This is a genomic window from Risungbinella massiliensis, assembly GCF_000942395.1.
Lineage (GTDB): Bacteria > Bacillota > Bacilli > Thermoactinomycetales > Thermoactinomycetaceae > Risungbinella > Risungbinella massiliensis.
Genome location: NZ_LN812102.1, coordinates 394426 through 411531 on the forward strand (window position 1 = coordinate 394426; position 17106 = coordinate 411531).

Sequence of the window (17106 nt, forward strand, 5' to 3'; positions counted from 1 at the left end):
GAGTGGATCTACTGGATTATCTTTGTTGTTAAATATAATAAAGAGCAGGAACTCATGGTCCCTACTCTCTTCAAATATTTTCTAATCTCCTATCACATAAACTCGGCTTACTTCAGGATCCTTCACTTTCATAATAATGGACCTAAGCTCATCTTGATATTTACTTAAAATTCGATTTTCCATTAATTCCAACTCTTTAATAAAAAGAGCTAAACTGTCACCAACATAGTCAGCGTCAGCCATATAATAATCACGAATTTTCTTTAGTACCGTCTTTCTCCAAGGAAAGTTTGATTTAAACATCGCCTCGTGAAACTCATAAGATAATTCTAATGAGTGTATTTCTTTACCTTCCTTGTTTAAAAGTACAACATCTAATCCCAATACTAACCCCTCCTAAACAGGTTCTAGAAAGAGCCTCTTTACTCACTTAAAGTCTTTTTGTGGAAAGCCTGTAACTACTATCCCTCTCCGATCTACAACAACTCGAACTTTAGTTAAAATATCTCCATTTGCATCTACACCTAAAGGTTTATTAAACTCTTTTTCATATACCCATCTTGTGTATTTTCTTTCCCCTTGTTTTGTAATGCGATCTGGATTTCTAAGGGTCTCTTTCATAAACTTACGATACTCTCCTGGTTTTGTTGTCCATTGGCTCTTCTTGTTAAGATATTCTTCTTTTGTAGGTTTGACATGCCTGTTTTTTATATGTCCAGACCCTACCTTATTAAATTTTATATTTGATGGAGGTTTATTTCCACAATTGTGAGTAAAAATCTTTAGATCTGTTACATAGAAGGTATGGAAATCCTCTACCTAGATGTTATAGACCGTAGTCTCTTTCTTCTCTCGTTCGATATTCCATATGACTAAGATCTTGCCTTCATCATCTTCTACTTCATCACCAGACTTGAGGTCTTTCGCTTGTACCCATCCTTTTCCTTGAATCCAGAATGGATGCTCTCCAGTGGTCTCAATTACTTCTTTCCCAATGTAGAGCTTGTATACCTCTTTTACTTTCTTCTCAAATAGCCATTGGACGGCCTTGTAGGCTTGTTTGCCTGTCTTTTCGTCTTTGGCTAGGACTTTGTCTCCAATCTTGAGGTCTTGGATTTTCTTTTGTCCATCTTTCGTCAGGACTTTGGTGTTGATGGTGAAGCATTTGCAAGTGATTTTTTGTTTTGGCTTCGTTTTGTTGGTAGATTTGGTATTGCTTCGTTTGGCACTTGCCTTCGGTTTCTTACTTCTCTTCGGTACTTTGGAAGTCTTTTTGGTTCCCCATTTGGCTTGCTGTTTGACTTGTTTGGCTTGTTGATTCGAAACTTTTGTTTTCTGTTGTTTTTTCACGCTTCCAGAAGAGGAAGCTTTCTTGCTTTTGGTTCCTTTTTTGGCTTTTTTCGTTGCTTTATAGATCTTACTTAAAGCTTTGACACCTTTTATTATTTTCCCTTGCGGGAGTATTTCAGCAACTGCTATTACTTTCTCATACCATTTTGAATTGGGATTTTTAATGGTTCGAATGCTATCTCCAATTGTAAAGTTATAGACAGCTTTTCCAACTTTTTTTGCACCCTTTTTAAACTTGTTCCACCAGCTTGCAGCATGTCCTTCTGGATCGATGTTATTGATCGGATCGCCTTCGGTGTAGAGTAACAGCACTATCTTCTTCGCCTTCGTAGGTATCTGCCACAATGAATCGCCCAGTGGTAGGATCATAGTCTCGCCAGCCCATGTAGTAGAGCCCGGTCTCGCTGTCATGGAAGACTCCATATTGTCCGACATAGCGGAATGGGTTGGCACCCGCTAGTGCTTGGTCTCCCGTGATCTGGGTGATATTACCCCATTCATCGTAGTCATAGGTGACAACCACGTTCCCTACGGGATCGGTGATGGCGATAACATCTCCACGTCCGTTGAATTGGTAGTAATATTCTAGATCGTTGTGTCGCAGTCCTACTAGGTCTCCGTCTCCATCTCGGAAGAAGTAGGTTCGGCTCTCTTCTACTCCATCTACCCACATGGGTGTACTGAAGTGTCTTGCCATTTGCTTCGACGGTCTTCAAGAACCCATTGGTGGTGTAGATATATTTTCCTTTCACCACCCTGCATTGGTAATCTGGGAGATCTGCTCGGTATCTGTGTAAGTGTATGCTAGGTCTACTACTAACGCTCCGGCATTGTTTCGCCCTTTCATCGTAGCTACTTTGGTTCCACCGTTGTAGGTGAAGTCGGTAACTACTCCTGGTGCTCGGATGGTACGGATTCTTTCACTCAGATTGTAATCATAGGTGATGGTAGCACCATCGTAGTTTGGAATCTGTACCGAAGAGACGAGATCCTCTTTATTTCGAGTTACCTTAGTCTTGCCAAGTGCAGTCTGGGTGGTCTCGACATCTTCTTTGTCTTGGTAGTTGTGAATGGTACTGGTTCCAGAATGCGTCACTGTTTGTTTTATGAGACGGTTGTTGGCATCGTACTCCGAGGTGGTCTCACTGTTGAGATAACCATCTCCATCGGTATCCTTGAGCGGATCTACCGGAGTCGTCTGGTCATAGAGCATAAATATAAAAAAGAGCAGGAAACCTATGGTTCCTACTCTCTTCAAAAATTATAACAATCGTCTCATACAACTATAGATTGATGTTAAAAAGTTGAATTTCTGGCACTTTAATTTGAACCCAACTTCCTTTTTTTGCTGATGTATATCCCTTAGTTTCCAACAATACGATACTAGGCCCTATCCGAAATGCTACTATCCCGTCTTCATAAAGATGGTCTAAAATTCCTTGAAGATAATTAAATTGACCATCATAACTTATAACTTCTAAAGTCTCCCTTATTTCCTTAATATCTTTTCCCCATATCAATTCGGCAGGAATATCTAATTCGATCGCATAATTTTGTCCTGCTTCAACTTCTCCAAACCACTCTCCATAAGCTGATCCATATTTACTTGTGAATCCAACATAGATCTTTGATTTTTTTATATCTACATTTAGTGCTTTAACGATCACTTCATTTTTTCCCTTTCTTTTTCCCAATTATCGGTACACGAATCACTACATTTACTACATCCATTACATCATTTTTCTCATCATAAATCCAAGTTTCTTCATGATAATGATGTTTTGTTGGTTTACCATTCATCTCATGATTTCCGTATCTAATACTTCTTTTTCCATCTTTGGAAATAATTCGATCAAGATCAGGTTCTCCTGTTCGAGGATGTTTATTTGTATAAGGACCTTCTCCCAAAAACTCTTCCCATTTGTCTACTGCATCTTGTGGTTTAACAGGTTTTGGAGCATATGTTTCATTCTTAGGCCCTTGTTTAGTTTTTTTAGATGGTCCACAATTATGCGTGAAAACCTTCAAATCCGTTACATAGAAGGTATGGAAATCCTCTACCGAGATGTTATAGACCGTAGTCTCTTTCTTCTCTCGTTCGATATTCCATATGACTAAGATCTTGCCTTCATCGTCTTCTACTTCATCACCAGACTTGAGGTCTTTCGCTTGTACCCATCCTTTTCCTTGAATCCAGAATGGATGCTCTCCAGTGGTCTCAATTACTTCTTTCCCAATGTAGAGCTTGTATACCTCTTTTACTTTCTTCTCAAATAGCCATTGGACGGCCTTGTAGGCTTGTTTGCCTGTCTTTTCGTCTTTGGCTAGGACTTTGTCTCCAATCTTGAGGTCTTGGATTTTCTTTTGTCCATCTTTCGTCAGGACTTTGGTGTTGATGGTGAAGCATTTGCAAGTGATTTTTTGTTTTGGCTTTGGTTTCGACTGTGACTTTGGTTTAGGCGGTTGTTTCGTTTGCTTAGGTGGTCTCTTACTACTCGCCTTCGTCGGCTTCTTACTATGCTTGGTTACTTTGGAAGTCTTTTTGGTTCCCCCTTTGGCTTGCTGTTTGACTTGTTGTTTGACCACTTTTGTTTTCTGTTGCTTTTTCACGCTTCCAGAAGAGGAAGCTTTCTTGCTTTTGGTTCCTTTTTTGGCTTTTTTCGTTGCTTTATAGATCTTACTTAAAGCTTTGACACCTTTTATTATTTTCCCTTGCGGAAGTATTTCAGCAACTGCTATTACTTTTTCATACCATTTGGATTTAGGGTTTTTAATAGTTCGAATGCTATCTCCAATTGTAAAGTTATAGACAGCTTTTCCAACTTTTTTTGCACCCTTTTTAAACTTGTTCCACCAGCTTGCAGCATGTCCTTCTGCATCGATGTTATTGATCGGATCGCCTTCGGCGTAGAGGTAGCGGTTTTGGGTAACAGCACTATCTTCTTCGCCTTCGTAGGTATCTGCCACAATGAATCGCCCAGTGGTAGGATCATAGTCTCGCCAGCCCATGTAGTAGAGCCCGGTCTCGCTGTCATGGAAGACTCCATATTGTCCGACGTAGCGGAATGGGTTGGCATTGGCTAACGCTTGATCTCCCATAATCTGGGTGATATTGCCCCATTCGTCGTAATCATAGGTGACGACCACATTCCCTACAGGATCAGTGATAGCAATGACATCTCCACGTCCGTTGAATTGGTAGTAGTATTCCAGATCGTTGTGTCGGAGTCCTAGTAGGTCGCCGTCTCCATCTCGGAAGAAGTAGGTACGGCTCTCTTCTACTCCATCTACCCATTTGACAATGCCAAAGATATCATCGTTGCTGTCTCGTTGGTACTCATAACGGAGTCGATCATCTACCGTCGAGACAAGGCGGTTGCCGTCTTCGTCATACTCGTAAGCGACCTTTTTCGTTGTGGTCCCGTTCTCTAGCTTGGTGAAGGAAACGAGCATGTCTTCGTTGTTGTAGATGTAGTTTTGCTCGGTCTTCTTGTTGGTTCCTGCTTCAGTACGAATAGACTGCGAAAGACTACCACTCTCGTTAAAGACGAAGTTGGTGGTGCCTAGGAGATTCCCATTGATATCGTCGTACTCTTTACGCTCGGAGATCCGATTATCTCCGATATAGGTGAACTCGTCTTTTACCTTGCCGGTGGTCAAATTCTCGGTTTTGAGGATGTTCCCCATTCCGTCATGGGTGTACTGAAGTGTCTTGCCATTTGCTTCGACGGTCTTCAAGAACCCATTGGTTGTGTAGGTGTATTTACCTTTGACCACACCAGCATTGGTGATCTGGGAGATCTGCTCGGTATCGGTGTAAGTGTAGGCTAGGTCTACTACCAAGGATCCGGCATTGTTTCGCCCTTTCATGCTGGCGACTTTGGTTCCACCATTATAGGTGAAATCGGTGACTACTCCTGGTGCACGGATGGTGCGGATATTTCAGAGACTAAATCATCGTCGTTCCATGTCACTTTGATAGAGCTTAGTTTTAAGAACGGTCTCTACATCCTCTTTATCTTTGTAGTTATTGATAATGCTAGTTCCCGAAATGGGTGCCCGTTTGTGTTGGCGTTGTATTCATGGGTTCTGTGTTCCTCTTTTACATGTAGCCGAATGTAAAAAAAAGATATCCATTCCATGTAGTCAAGATTATGAAAGGGATATATATTACGCTACGAAAAAATAAGTACAAAAACAAACTATTCCAAACAAAATACCATGTCGGAAAACCCGACATGGTAAAAATGGATGGTTGATTCAATTGATTTAGTTACTCTGGATCTTCTTCATCTAACTCAAATTGTTGAACATATCCTACAGCAATTTTAGCGACGGTACTATTAGAATGCTTTTGCGCTTTTTTAATAAAGTTAATTGCTTCCTCCGTACCAATCCAATTCAGTGTTTCAAAATATTTATATATAACATCTTCTGACCATGATGGGTTAGGATTCCGACCATCCATCATTTTAATTAAATCTGGAACACAGCTTTCTGTTATGGATTCTGGCAAGTATGCTAATGTATCGAATGCAAGCCAATGGGGAAAAGTAGGTTCTGGATCTTCTGCAATTTTCACGAGATATGGAATATAGCTTGAAGAAGGGTGTTCTAATGCAGATCCAAACCACATTCGACTATATTTTCCCAAATCTCGTTTTTCTAAGCCATATTGAAAGTATTGAACAATTTCTTCTTCTACATTGTTTAACTCGCGGCATTCTTTTAAAAAAAGCTTTAACACTTTTGATAATTCAACAACACAATCTACAGAATTCCCCTTTTTAAATGCAGCATCAAATCTTTCCTGATGATTTTGAATTAATTTAGCTAATGAACCTATTTTCATCGCAATACCTTAACTCCTCTAATACTTAAATTAAATAACATTAATCCTCTTACACTACTTCCTAGTCCGTAACTTATCGAACCTCCTCTTTCTACTTGAAATTCTACTAGGTCATCCCCACTACGAGCCATATTGGGAAATTGATCATAAACAGAATTATGTGCTCTGCCTAATCGTTTAAGTTTTTCATAAGTTCCTTCTGCAACTGTAAATTCAATGACTCTTTCGTATTTTTTCCCCTGTTTTTTCCGTATCGAGAGATCATTCATTACGTAGTCCACGTCTTTGGTAATCTTTAGCATACTTGCTCCATCTTCTCGTTTAGTTAATCTCCCCTGATTCTTCACCAGTTTTTTATATTCTTTTTCTGACATTGCTCTATAAAATGTCTCTACTTTGCCACCACAATTATGAGTGAAAACCTTCAGATCAGATACATAGAATGTGTGATAATCTTCTACCGAGAAGTTATAGACTGTAGTCTCTTTCTTCTCTCGCTCAATCTTCCATACGACGAGCAAGTTACCTTCATCATCTTCGACTTGATCCCCAGACTTCAGGTCTTTAACTTGTATCCAGCCTTTTCCTTTAATCCAGAAAGGATGCTCATCAGTGGTTTCAATTACTTCTTTCCCGATATAGAGCTTATATACCTCTTTTACCTTTCGCTCATAGAGCCATTGGACAGCTTTGTAGGCTTGTTTACCTGTTTTCTCGTCTTTTGCGAGGACTTTGTCTCCAATCTTGATATCTTGGATGTTTTTTTGTCCCTTGTCAGTAAGGACTTTGGTGTTAATAGTAAAGCATTTGCATTCTATTTTTTGTTTTGGCTTAGTTTTGTTGGTAGATTTGGTCTGATTTCGATTCGCACTTGCCTTTGGCTTCTTACTTCTCTTTGGTACTTTCGAAACCTTTTTCGTCCCTTTTACAACTGTCCTACTCTTTTGAACGGATAGTTTGGCTTTTCGCATTCGCATTAGGGATTGGGCAGGGATTTTTTTGGCGATCTTTTTGATCTTTTTATAAGTCTTATATGCTTTTACCCCAGCTTTAATTGCTTTTACCCCAGAGGTGATGAGCTTTGCTCCTGGGATAAAGTTGGAAGCAATATCCACTGCTGCAAATACTTTTTCATACCAGCGAGAGTTCGGATTTTTTAGGGTCTTGATACTGTCTCCAATAGCAACGTTGTAGACGGTCTTGGCTGCTTTCTTGATTCCTTTCCAACCTTTTTGCAACCAGCTTCCCCAGTTGCCGTCTGGGTCGATGTTGTTGACTGGATCACCTTCGGCGTAGAGATAGCGGTTTTGGGTGACGGCACTATCTTCTTCGCCTTCGTACGTGTCCGCAACGATAAAACGTCCTGTGGTAGGGTCGTAATCTCGCCAGCCCATGTGGTAGAGTCCGGTTTCCCCGTCATAGAAGACTCCATAGCGTCCAACATAGCGGTATGGGTTGGCATTTGCTAGCGTTTGGTCTCCCGTGATTTGGGTGATATTTCCCCACTCATCGTAGTCATAGGTTACAACTACGTTCCCTGCGGGATCGGTTAGGGCAATGACATCTCCACGAGCATTGAACTGATAGTAATATTCGATGTCGTTGTGACGAAGTCCTAGTAGCTTACCGTCTCCATCTTTGAAGAAGTAGGTACGGCTTTCTTCTACCTCGTCTACCCATTTGACAATGCCAAAGATCTCATCTTTGCTATCTCGTTGGTACTCGTAGCGGATGCGATCATCGACTGTTTCCACTAATCGGTTGCCTTCTTGGTCGTACTCGTAGGCTACCTTTTTGGTCGTGGTCCCGTTCTCAAGCTTGGTCAACGAGACAAGCTGGTCTTCATTGTTGTAGGTGAAGTTTTGCTCGGTCTTCTTGTTGGTTCCAGCTTCGGTACGAATCGATTGGGATAGGTTTCCACTCTCATTAAAGGTGAAGCTGGTAGTACCTAAGAGGTTCCCGTTAGTATCGTCATACTCTTTTCGCTCGGAGATCCGGTTGTCCCCGATGTAGGTAAACTCATCTTTTACCTTGCCAGTGGTCAGATTCTCGGTTTTGAGAATGTTCCCCATTCCGTCATGGGTGTACTGAAGTGTCTTGCCATTCGCTTCGACGGTCTTCAAGAACCCATTGGTGGTGTAGGTGTATTTGCCTTTGACCACACCAGCATTGGTGATCTGGGAGATCTGCTCGGTATCGGTGTAAGTGTAGGCTAGGTCTACTACTAATGCTCCGGCATTGTTTCTCCCTTTCATGGTAGCTACTTTACTTCCACCGTTGTAGGTGAAGTCGGTCACTACTCCAGGTGCTCGGATAGTACGGATATTTTCATTTAGGTTGTAGTCGTAGGTGATGGTGGCACCATCGTAGTTTGGAATCTGGACAGCCGAGACTAGGTCGTCTTTGTTCCGGGTTACTTTGGTCGATCCTAATGCGGTCTGGATCGTCTCCACATCATCTTTGTCTTTATAGTTATGAATCGTACTGGTACCTGAATGCGTCACCGTTTGTTTCATAAGACGGTTGTTGGCATCGTATTCAGAGGTGGTCTCACTGTTGAGATAGCCATCTCCATCGGTATCCTTAAGTGGATCTACTGGAGTTGTCTGGTCATAGAGCCAGGACTTCTCTTCGTTACCATTGTTGTCGTAGAGACGATTAATCTCAGTCTTTTTGCCACCTTCACTCATCCAAACCTCTTGGACGACACGACCTAATTCATCATAGCTGATGGTTCCTTGTTTGGTGGTGACGATGTTGACACCTGTTTGTTCTTTGACATCTTTGGTTATTAGGAGTCCGATGTCGTTGTAGCCATACTCCTGGATCTGAAGCTTTGGCTCAGGAGCTCCAGACGGGGTGAGTGTTACCGTTTCTTTCTTTAGCTGACCTTCTTCGTCATATTCCCAAGTAGTCACCGTACCATTGGGGTCGACTTGTTTGGTCTTGTCCCCTACTGTATTGTAGGTGCTCATAGTAGTCTTGCCTTCTTCATCTCGGGACTCTAACAAGTTCTCATTGAGATCATAGATCTGGTAGGTAGAACCTTGCTTGTCTACCGAGACAGCGAGATTGCCCGCTCCATCGTGAAGCGCCCATGTCTCAACAATTGGATTAGAGTTTTCTTTGGTGTAGATTGGTTCATCGTCTTTATCATAGGCGAACTCTTTGACGTCTTCTTCCCCAATGACTGTCTTCACTTCTTTGTCTACGGCGTCGTAGTAGCTTTTTTCGACGATCCGATTGACATCACCCGTTCCATCCGTAAAGGCGGTCTCTCGGTTTAGTTCATCGTAGAAGTGAAGCACGGTACCACGGCTAAAGTAGGTGTTGGTCTCACTATCAAAGGCTACATCTTCTACTCTCGTTGCATTGCCGTTGGCATCATAGTCGAACTTCCGATAGTTTTTGAGTGGATCAATCGTTTTGGAGACACGACCTACTGGATCGTATTTGGTCTTGATAACAGCACCTTTGGGATCCTTTGTCGCTACTGTCTCCCAAATTCGTTGTACTCCACTACTTCCGTGATACTGATCACTTCCGATTCTAGAGGAGTACCATTGTTATATTTCTGTCTGGTCACCTTTGGATTTAGTACAAGTGTTGGACAGTTATTCTCATCATAGGAGGTCTCGACCACTTGGTTAATAGGAAAAAGCCACTTATCTCCTAGGAAAATAAGTGGCTGGTAGCTGTTATGTTAAAAACACTTTCTTCTTAATAACAGCTTAGGAATTTTTTTCTGTTTATTATACACTTTCATTTTCTTTCCATAATCCCAACATAACAGTTGCTTAAGGGATAGTCAGTACTCATAAGGAATTTTGTTACCAACTAATTTGTCTCCGTTAATAACTTAACTCTTTCAAAAAAGATAGGACTATCTTCAACCAATTCTTGTAATATCATATGCACGAATAATTTTTCTGTCTCAGTTAGTTTGGCGTAGTTTTCCTTAAAACTTGCTGTAGCTTCTATTGAATTCAAGATACGAGCCACAAAAGTTAACAGCCAATTCAACGCATGAGGATACATAGTAGGAAGCGAATGAATCAATACCCTTCCATGTAGATCTAATGCCTCAACTAAATGTAATAACCCAAACATAACATCATGACTCTCGGTATCATCTTCAAATACCGTGTAAATATCTTTAATATCCTTCTCACTAAATTTCAAAGGGTCGAACCAATTTGGTTCACTTAAAAAATCAAGAGAATTCACAAACTGATTAAATTCCTTCTCATCTTTCATATACCTGTTTTTGTAAAGGACTTTGATCTTTTCATTTACTGTCATCAATCTTTTCAATCTCCTTATTTATTAAAAAAACCGTTATAATTACGTCTATTAGATCTTATCACAGATCTAAGTCCCTCTCGTATTGTCTGATTATACAAACCGGCTTGCTGATAGATTCTTCGCATATCTTTTATATCAAATGCTTGAGCATCTCTTGGAGATAACGAAAAAAGAACCAATCGTTCGGTGGACGCCCAAAAGTAGCTGTTTCTCTATGTCTCCCTCCTGTCCCAGGATGTGGGTGTTCAACATTAATAGCAACTGCTTTTTAACACTCAATAGAACATCCTTGAGTTGTACAAAAGTAACAAGCTTTTTAATTACAGAAATTTTCTTTTATGGAACGTGATCGTTCCTTTGACTGGGTGGTCAAGGATTGACGCATATCATCTGCACTATAAGCAGTAGAGTATTTGGCTTTATTCACAATTAATTTGTAAGGAATAAAAAATAAAAAAGGACTAATAATAAAATTATCATTATCGGATTTTCGATATACTTTTTAAACAAAGTACCTTTTAATAACTTATTTACCTTCCATTTGATTTCCACCATCGATACATAAGCTAATACACAAATCATAAAAATAATATCAGTAATAAAACTTCCTTTAAACATATATATTTTCAGTAAAACGGAAACTGCTAAAAGATAGTTGACTATTGCTAGAGTAAGAATTATCTTATGGTTCCCTTCTGTCTTTTCTTTTAATTCCTCAATAATAGCTTTCATATCAAGTGCCACTCCTTAAAATTTACAGGAGCTATTATAATAGCTCCTGTATCTATTATCTATCTATATCGATAAATCCTTACTCTTTTTATAGTAAGCTTTTGATACCTATAACGATATTTATAATAACCCCATCGCCAGGAGAGTGTATAAGTTATTTGTACTCGAATACCTGCGTAATCACCATAAATATTATCTTTAAATTCATCTAACAGAAAGCTTAATGCTTGAACTGTGAAAAAACCCCCAAGCCCATAATACTTAACTCCAAGAATACTAAGTGCCCATTTTGCAGCATTAACTGTGCTGTTTAATTGCCTCTTAGTGATAGTGATAGTTTTAGTTAAATGACCGTCTGGATCTATATTAATTAAAGGATTGTTTTCAACATAAATATATTGATTCTGAGTAATAGGCAATTGACTAATACCTAAAAATGTATCCCTCGTCAAAAATCTCCCAATCTCCGAGTTATAATATCTACTCTGTAAATAATACAACTCGGTCTCCTTATCATAACGATACCCCGCATACCGATAAGGATTGTCCACTGTTCCAGTCTCTGCTATCAAGTTCCCAAATGCATCATAGTCATAGGTAGCTACTTTAGCACCATTGGCATCTGTCAATGCTACTACATCACCATGTCCATTTAGCTGGTAGTAGTAATATTGACCATTGGTCTTCATGCTCACTGGTTGGTTTTCAGCGTTATAGGTATATCTTGCAATAACGGTATTGCTGCTATTTGTCTCAAAAACGACATTTTTGTTTTCATCATAATGGAACGTGATCGTTCCTTTGGCTGGGGTGGTCATCGTCTGACGCATTCCATCTGCCCGATAGGTGTAGGATGCGATGGTGGCTCCTGCTTTGTCTTTTACAGCAGTAAGACGATTTTCTGCATCATAGGTATAGGTGCGATTTCCGTCACTAAGCAAGTTGCCGTTGTCATCATAGGTATAGGTAGTGCCTCGATACAAGCGAAAATAACTATTAACTAAAAATCAACTTGCCAATTGTGTCTATCTTAACAATCCAATAAAGAATACACAAAATATTTAGTACAAAGAGTATATAGAATCCTAATTTAACAATAAGTTTACGTCCCTTAGAAAAAAAAATATCGTCGATCAAATCAGCTGGCCAGTTTTCTGACTTATCTCCAGATATAATCCAACATACAATTACAAGTATGGTTAAGCTACACCAAATTCCTCCTTGTAGCCACTTGAAATCAGCTATATATCCAAATAAATGCAGTAATATTACCAGAGGAGATAATACACACCCAATAACCAAAGCATTTCTAGCTATTGAAAATACTCGTTGATTTTTCATTTTGAAATCTCGACTCCTTGTGTGGTTATAACTTAGTTTTAAAAATTAATTTGAATATATGGCATCACTCAGGAAAAACTATCCTACTTATAAAAATTATGTTCTTATAATTAGTTCAACAAAATAGTATTTTAAGAGTAGTGAGTGGTATTTTTCACTCAGTTAACACCACTCACTATTTTTTATTTACTCAAACAGAAGTGACTAAAAGATGTATCTACCAGATGTACCTACCAAAGGATCTGATTATTGGTCTTGCTTTTTTTATTCCAGTACGATAGCCAGATTTAAAAGCATTAACTATTTTAGGTAAAATCCTACGTAATTTTCCTGTTACACCCTTTGCATGTTTCCACATGAAAGAACCTGGAAGGAAATGAAGAGCAAAATTTACTGCCCAAGTAACCAAAAAAGAGGATCGTCCTCTGTACCAGTTCCACTTGTATGGATTAAACGATACTGTAATAAAGAAACCAATTGCTGTATGAATGAAAGAAGTTACCAATATGGCCACTACCTGCAATGGGACAATATGCCCATTAGAGTCCGTGTGCATAACTGGATTATTTGCAGTATAAGCATACTTATTAATACTCAAAGGATTTGTATCTACACCTAAAAACGTATCCCTCGTCAGAAACCTCCCAATCTCCGAGTTATAATATCTACTCTGTAAATAATACAACCCGGTCTCCTTATCATAACGATACCCCGCATACCGATAAGGATTGTCCACTGCTTCCCAGTCTCTGCTACTAAATTCCCAAATGCATCATAGTCATAGGTAGCTACTTTTGTACCGTTGGCATCGGTTAAAGCTACTACATCACCATGTCCATTCAATTATAGTAGTAATACTAACCATTGGTCTTCCATGCTCACTGGTTGGTTTTCAGAGTTATAAGTGTATCTTGCGATAACAGTATTGATACTGTTTGTCTCAAATACTACATTTTTCTTTTCATCATAATGGAACGTGATCGTTCCTTTGTCTGGGGTGGTCATGGTCTGACGCATTCCATCTTTACGATAGGTGTAGGATGCGATTTCTGTCACTTAGCAAGTTGCCGTTGTCATCATAGATAAGCATGTAGTTACCGTATCCGAGCAGTCCATACTTTGGGCAGTCACTCACGACAGTTAGGCGATTTTCTGCGTCATAGGTGGACAAATGTGGTTCATTAAGAGGCGCACTTATCTAATCCAATTAAAACGAGCATGTGAAGTAAGAAAGAGAAAAGCCATCTGGTATGAAGCAGAATGGCTCTCTCTAGCAATATTTAATATGGAATAGATAACACTCAAAAAGAAGAATACGTAAATAGCCAATATACAAAGCTTACCATAGACAACATAATCAATCCATTTCTCCATTTACCACCATTTCTTAAAATCATGTACTTTTCCGGAGGGAAATAAGATCCTTTTTCTTCGGTACGTACTAACCAACAACAAAAGATAATAAGGTGTATAATTACTCCTATTACCAATGCTGGTATAAAAAAACTATCTATATATCCAAATATAAATAAGCACAACATTATTGGTGGTACGGAATACAAAGCAAGTTCTGCATTTGCTGCAATATAACACAGCACCCTGTCTTGTTTGTTCATATTATGCCTCCTTACTTTTATACTAATATGTACTTGCCCCCTCCTAAAATTTGAAATTTAAACAGGAGAGGGCAAGTAAACTATCTAAGAATATTTCTTACTATTTGATAGACAACATAATAACTTACTGTCTTCTTTTTCAATCGATATACCGTGTGGTAAGCAGTTGAATAGAATCTTGCCCCAAGCCAAGATCCTGCTCTATTTACATGCGATTTCAAAAACTTAGGGACACCAAAACCAAAAAGTAAATTCCAAACGAACGACGACTTAAAATTACTAATAAAGGCAGATTTAGTAAACTTTCTGCCATATCTAACATTTTGATAATACATATAGGCCACTGTATATAGAAACGCACCATATGCAGCTCTAAGAACATGTCCTGCAATTATCGCATGTGGGTGATGTCCATCTCGATCAACTTTCATCACTGGATTGTTATGACCGTAGGCATATTTATTTAAACTTAGCGGCTCATCATCAAACCCATCAAACGTGTCCCGCGTCACAAATCTCCCAATCTCCGAGTTATAATATCTACTCTGTAAATAATATAACCCTGTCTCCTGATCATAACGATATCCCGCATACCGATAAGGATTGTCCACTGTTCCTGTCTCTGCTACCAAGTTGCCAAAAGCATCATAGTCATAGGTAGCTACTTTTACACCACTGGCATCGGTCAAAGCTACTACATCGCCATGTCCATTTAACTGGTAGTAATAATACTGACCATTGGTCTTCATGCTCACTGGTTGGTTTTCAGAGTTATAGGTGTATCTTGCGATAACCGTATTGCTAGCATTCGTCTCAAATACAACGTTTTTGTTTTCATCATAATGGAACGTGATCGTTCCTTTGGCTGGGGTGGTCATCGTCTGACGCATTCCATCTGCCCGATAGGTGTAGGATGCGATGGTGGCTCCTGCTTTGTCTTTTACAGCAGTGAGACGATTTTCTGCGTCATAGGTGTAGGTGCGATTTCCGTCACTTAGCAAGTTTCCATTGTCATCATAGCTATAGGTAGTACCGTTGACAGAGGTTAGTTGATCGGCATCGTCATAGGTATAGCTGGTAGTTACTGCGTTGCCATCTGTCGTTACTTTCTTGGTAAGGCGGTTGCCTACTTCATCATACGTATATTCGTAGATCGTACCATCTGGTCGAGTTTCTTTTAGTAGTTGGTCTAGTTCATCGTATACATAGGTTGTGGTTCCTGCTGTGCTAATGGCAGAGATGATATTTCCTTTATTATCGTAGTTATACTGTGAGTTGTCTATTGATGTCCCAAATTTATCCGTGGTAATCTGATGAACTAACTCTCCTGCGTCATTATATTGATACACAGTGGAGGAGCCATCTGCTATACGACGACCTGCTAGCTGATCGGACTCATTGTAGCTAAAGGAACCTACGTTGATCGTTGCATCTTCTTTTATATTGGTTAATTGGTTGAGTGAGTTGTAGGAGTTTTGGGTACTTCCGGTTCCTTCTGTCCATGTGTACTTTCGTTCTAGTACATTGCCGTTTTTGTCGTATGTGTAGTCTGTTTGGTTCCCAGGTACTTGGACGGTTTTGAGTTTGTTATCTGCATCATATTGGTAGCTAGTCACTCGATTATTGGCTACGTCTGTTTCTTTGGTAATGTTACCGTTTGGATCATACTCAAACGTATAACGATCTGTGCCATTATGAGATACAGAAGTTGGACGATTTACAGCGTTGTATCGTTGCTCTACTGTATTTCCATTAGGATAGGTGACCTTAGTCTGGTTCCCATTGAGATCATAGTCAAAGGTAGTAGATTTGTTATTTGCATCCATTACCTTTTTCACAAGATTATACTCGTTAAAGGCAAAGGTGGTTATTTTACTTTTTGCGTTGGTTACTTTGGTTTTGTTGCCATCGTTTGGCCCCGCCACTCACTATCACACAAGAAGAGCTCGACCTAGCTCTTACCAAAGTACGAAAGATTCTAGGTACAAAATAGCATAATTATCCCCTCCAAAAGGCAGTACAGTTCCTTGGAGGGGATCTCTTTTGACAAAATAGAAATACTTATTTATTATATCGACTCGTTTATTTGCCTTTAGGATCGTTGAACCATTAATCATTTAACAGTGTTAATTGGGTTGCATCCTCCACAGGCCAATGTTTAGATAAGATATGTTTCGCAAGATTATTTATTTTTTTATAGCTACTGTTTGAAAGTTCAATTAAAAATTCTTTGGTAATTTGATAAGCAGTATATTTATCAAGCACTTTAACTATTTCTACTTTTATATGAATTGGGCTATAGTTAAAAATTCTTTTTAGCCAATAAATATCATTTAATTTAGGTTTCTTGGATTTTAATATTATTCGGTCTAAGACATCATCATAATATTCTTGAGTTATCTCTTCAGCTCCTTGTTCAGCATCCTCTTCATCAAAATGAATTTCATCTACATCATATAAATCAATATTGTCAATCCATTGGAAATAATGTATTAGTTCATGACCTGCCGAGTTAATATACTCAGATATACAAGTGCTATCACTAATAGAATCGCCAGTAGCTATTTTAATATATGGAGCATCTGATTTCTTATTTGAAGCGAAAAATGTAGCACTTACATATTCACCTTTTTTCGTTTTTAGTTGTTTTTCAGGTTTTAAGTATAACGAGACTTTTGTAGGAATATGAAAATTTTTGTTTACCCATGATACATAGTCTATGAATGCTGAGTCAATAGTTTTATTTACATTCTTATGTACATACAAATTAATACCCTTCTTTTTCTTTTTCATTTTGTAATTCCTTTCTAATGTTAATTTACCCTAAAGTTTATATACTTTAGGGTAAATTTTGCTCTTCCAACAACTTGAATTACTATCTCTTTTTTTTGTATTTTCTATGACCTTTCC

18 protein-coding genes are annotated in these 17106 nt (G+C 39.0%); all 18 read right to left on the bottom strand.

Features of this window, described 5'->3' with window-relative positions:
* Nucleotides 1-81: 81 nt before the first annotated feature.
* Complete coding sequence (locus VJ09_RS02400; RefSeq protein WP_044640084.1) at nucleotides 82-384, bottom strand: hypothetical protein; 303 nt, start codon at nucleotides 382-384, stop codon at nucleotides 82-84.
* Between the two features lie 42 nt (nucleotides 385-426).
* Nucleotides 427-621: a hypothetical protein gene (locus tag VJ09_RS02405; protein ID WP_044640085.1), complete on the bottom strand. Its 195-nt coding sequence runs from the start codon at nucleotides 619-621 to the stop codon at nucleotides 427-429.
* 198 nt (nucleotides 622-819) lie between these two features.
* Nucleotides 820-1662, bottom strand: a complete 843-nt coding sequence (locus tag VJ09_RS02410; RefSeq protein ID WP_044640086.1) for a polymorphic toxin-type HINT domain-containing protein — start codon at nucleotides 1660-1662, stop codon at nucleotides 820-822.
* Nucleotides 1625-2047, bottom strand: coding sequence for an RHS repeat-associated core domain-containing protein (locus VJ09_RS02415; protein ID WP_082050365.1), 423 nt, complete (start codon nucleotides 2045-2047; stop codon nucleotides 1625-1627). Before VJ09_RS02415 ends, VJ09_RS02410 begins: the two co-directional genes overlap by 38 nt.
* Before the next feature lie 51 nt (nucleotides 2048-2098).
* Complete coding sequence (locus VJ09_RS02420; RefSeq protein WP_147635409.1) at nucleotides 2099-2608, bottom strand: hypothetical protein; 510 nt, start codon at nucleotides 2606-2608, stop codon at nucleotides 2099-2101.
* Nucleotides 2609-2633: 25 nt separating this feature from the next.
* Nucleotides 2634-3017: a hypothetical protein gene (locus tag VJ09_RS02425; RefSeq protein ID WP_147635410.1), complete on the bottom strand. Its 384-nt coding sequence runs from the start codon at nucleotides 3015-3017 to the stop codon at nucleotides 2634-2636.
* A 1-nt stretch (nucleotide 3018) separates the two neighbouring features.
* Nucleotides 3019-5220, bottom strand: coding sequence for a polymorphic toxin-type HINT domain-containing protein (locus VJ09_RS02430; protein WP_044640089.1), 2202 nt, complete (start codon nucleotides 5218-5220; stop codon nucleotides 3019-3021).
* A 403-nt stretch (nucleotides 5221-5623) separates the two neighbouring features.
* The gene (locus tag VJ09_RS02435; RefSeq protein WP_044640090.1) at nucleotides 5624-6202 is read right to left on the bottom strand and encodes a hypothetical protein; all 579 of its coding nucleotides are present in this window, start codon (nucleotides 6200-6202) and stop codon (nucleotides 5624-5626) included.
* The gene (locus VJ09_RS02440; RefSeq protein ID WP_044640091.1) at nucleotides 6199-9510 is read right to left on the bottom strand and encodes a polymorphic toxin-type HINT domain-containing protein; all 3312 of its coding nucleotides are present in this window, start codon (nucleotides 9508-9510) and stop codon (nucleotides 6199-6201) included. Before VJ09_RS02440 ends, VJ09_RS02435 begins: the two co-directional genes overlap by 4 nt.
* Before the next feature lie 529 nt (nucleotides 9511-10039).
* Entirely contained in the window at nucleotides 10040-10504 is a 465-nt protein-coding gene (locus VJ09_RS02445) for an Imm30 family immunity protein (RefSeq protein WP_147635411.1), read from the bottom strand.
* A gap of 432 nt (nucleotides 10505-10936) precedes the next feature.
* Nucleotides 10937-11239, bottom strand: a complete 303-nt coding sequence (locus VJ09_RS02450) for a hypothetical protein (protein ID WP_044640093.1) — start codon at nucleotides 11237-11239, stop codon at nucleotides 10937-10939.
* Nucleotides 11240-11298: 59 nt separating this feature from the next.
* On the bottom strand, nucleotides 11299-12222 hold the full coding sequence (locus VJ09_RS02455) for an RHS repeat-associated core domain-containing protein (protein ID WP_147635412.1): 924 nt from the start codon (nucleotides 12220-12222) through the stop codon (nucleotides 11299-11301).
* 13 nt (nucleotides 12223-12235) lie between these two features.
* The gene (locus VJ09_RS02460; protein ID WP_044640094.1) at nucleotides 12236-12580 is read right to left on the bottom strand and encodes a hypothetical protein; all 345 of its coding nucleotides are present in this window, start codon (nucleotides 12578-12580) and stop codon (nucleotides 12236-12238) included.
* A 217-nt stretch (nucleotides 12581-12797) separates the two neighbouring features.
* On the bottom strand, nucleotides 12798-13316 hold the full coding sequence (locus VJ09_RS19105; protein ID WP_082050366.1) for an RHS repeat-associated core domain-containing protein: 519 nt from the start codon (nucleotides 13314-13316) through the stop codon (nucleotides 12798-12800).
* Between the two features lie 107 nt (nucleotides 13317-13423).
* The gene (locus VJ09_RS02470) at nucleotides 13424-13636 is read right to left on the bottom strand and encodes a hypothetical protein (protein ID WP_044640096.1); all 213 of its coding nucleotides are present in this window, start codon (nucleotides 13634-13636) and stop codon (nucleotides 13424-13426) included.
* A 245-nt stretch (nucleotides 13637-13881) separates the two neighbouring features.
* Nucleotides 13882-14196 carry a hypothetical protein gene (locus VJ09_RS02475; RefSeq protein WP_044640097.1) on the bottom strand — a complete coding sequence of 105 codons (315 nt, stop codon included), beginning with the start codon at nucleotides 14194-14196 and terminating at the stop codon, nucleotides 13882-13884.
* Between the two features lie 80 nt (nucleotides 14197-14276).
* The gene (locus tag VJ09_RS02480) at nucleotides 14277-16121 is read right to left on the bottom strand and encodes an RHS repeat-associated core domain-containing protein (RefSeq protein WP_052807182.1); all 1845 of its coding nucleotides are present in this window, start codon (nucleotides 16119-16121) and stop codon (nucleotides 14277-14279) included.
* 184 nt (nucleotides 16122-16305) lie between these two features.
* On the bottom strand, nucleotides 16306-16989 hold the full coding sequence (locus VJ09_RS02485; RefSeq protein ID WP_044640098.1) for a hypothetical protein: 684 nt from the start codon (nucleotides 16987-16989) through the stop codon (nucleotides 16306-16308).
* Between the last annotated feature and the right edge of the window lie 117 nt (nucleotides 16990-17106).

Bases quoted from the DNA above. Each gene is read 5' to 3' on its own strand.
- VJ09_RS02405 (WP_044640085.1), bottom strand. From the start codon at position 621: ATGAAAGAGACCCTTAGAAATCCAGATCGCATTACAAAACAAGGGGAA.
- VJ09_RS02415 (WP_082050365.1), bottom strand. From the start codon at position 2,047: ATGGCAAGACACTTCAGTACACCCATGTGGGTAGATGGAGTAGAAGAG.
- VJ09_RS02430 (WP_044640089.1), bottom strand. From the start codon at position 5,220: ATGAAAGGGCGAAACAATGCCGGATCCTTGGTAGTAGACCTAGCCTAC.
- VJ09_RS02435 (WP_044640090.1), bottom strand. From the start codon at position 6,202: ATGAAAATAGGTTCATTAGCTAAATTAATTCAAAATCATCAGGAAAGA.
- VJ09_RS02445 (WP_147635411.1), bottom strand. From the start codon at position 10,504: ATGACAGTAAATGAAAAGATCAAAGTCCTTTACAAAAACAGGTATATG.
- VJ09_RS02450 (WP_044640093.1), bottom strand. From the start codon at position 11,239: ATGAAAGCTATTATTGAGGAATTAAAAGAAAAGACAGAAGGGAACCAT.
- VJ09_RS02460 (WP_044640094.1), bottom strand. From the start codon at position 12,580: ATGAAAAATCAACGAGTATTTTCAATAGCTAGAAATGCTTTGGTTATT.
- VJ09_RS02475 (WP_044640097.1), bottom strand. From the start codon at position 14,196: ATGAACAAACAAGACAGGGTGCTGTGTTATATTGCAGCAAATGCAGAA.
- VJ09_RS02485 (WP_044640098.1), bottom strand. From the start codon at position 16,989: ATGAAAAAGAAAAAGAAGGGTATTAATTTGTATGTACATAAGAATGTA.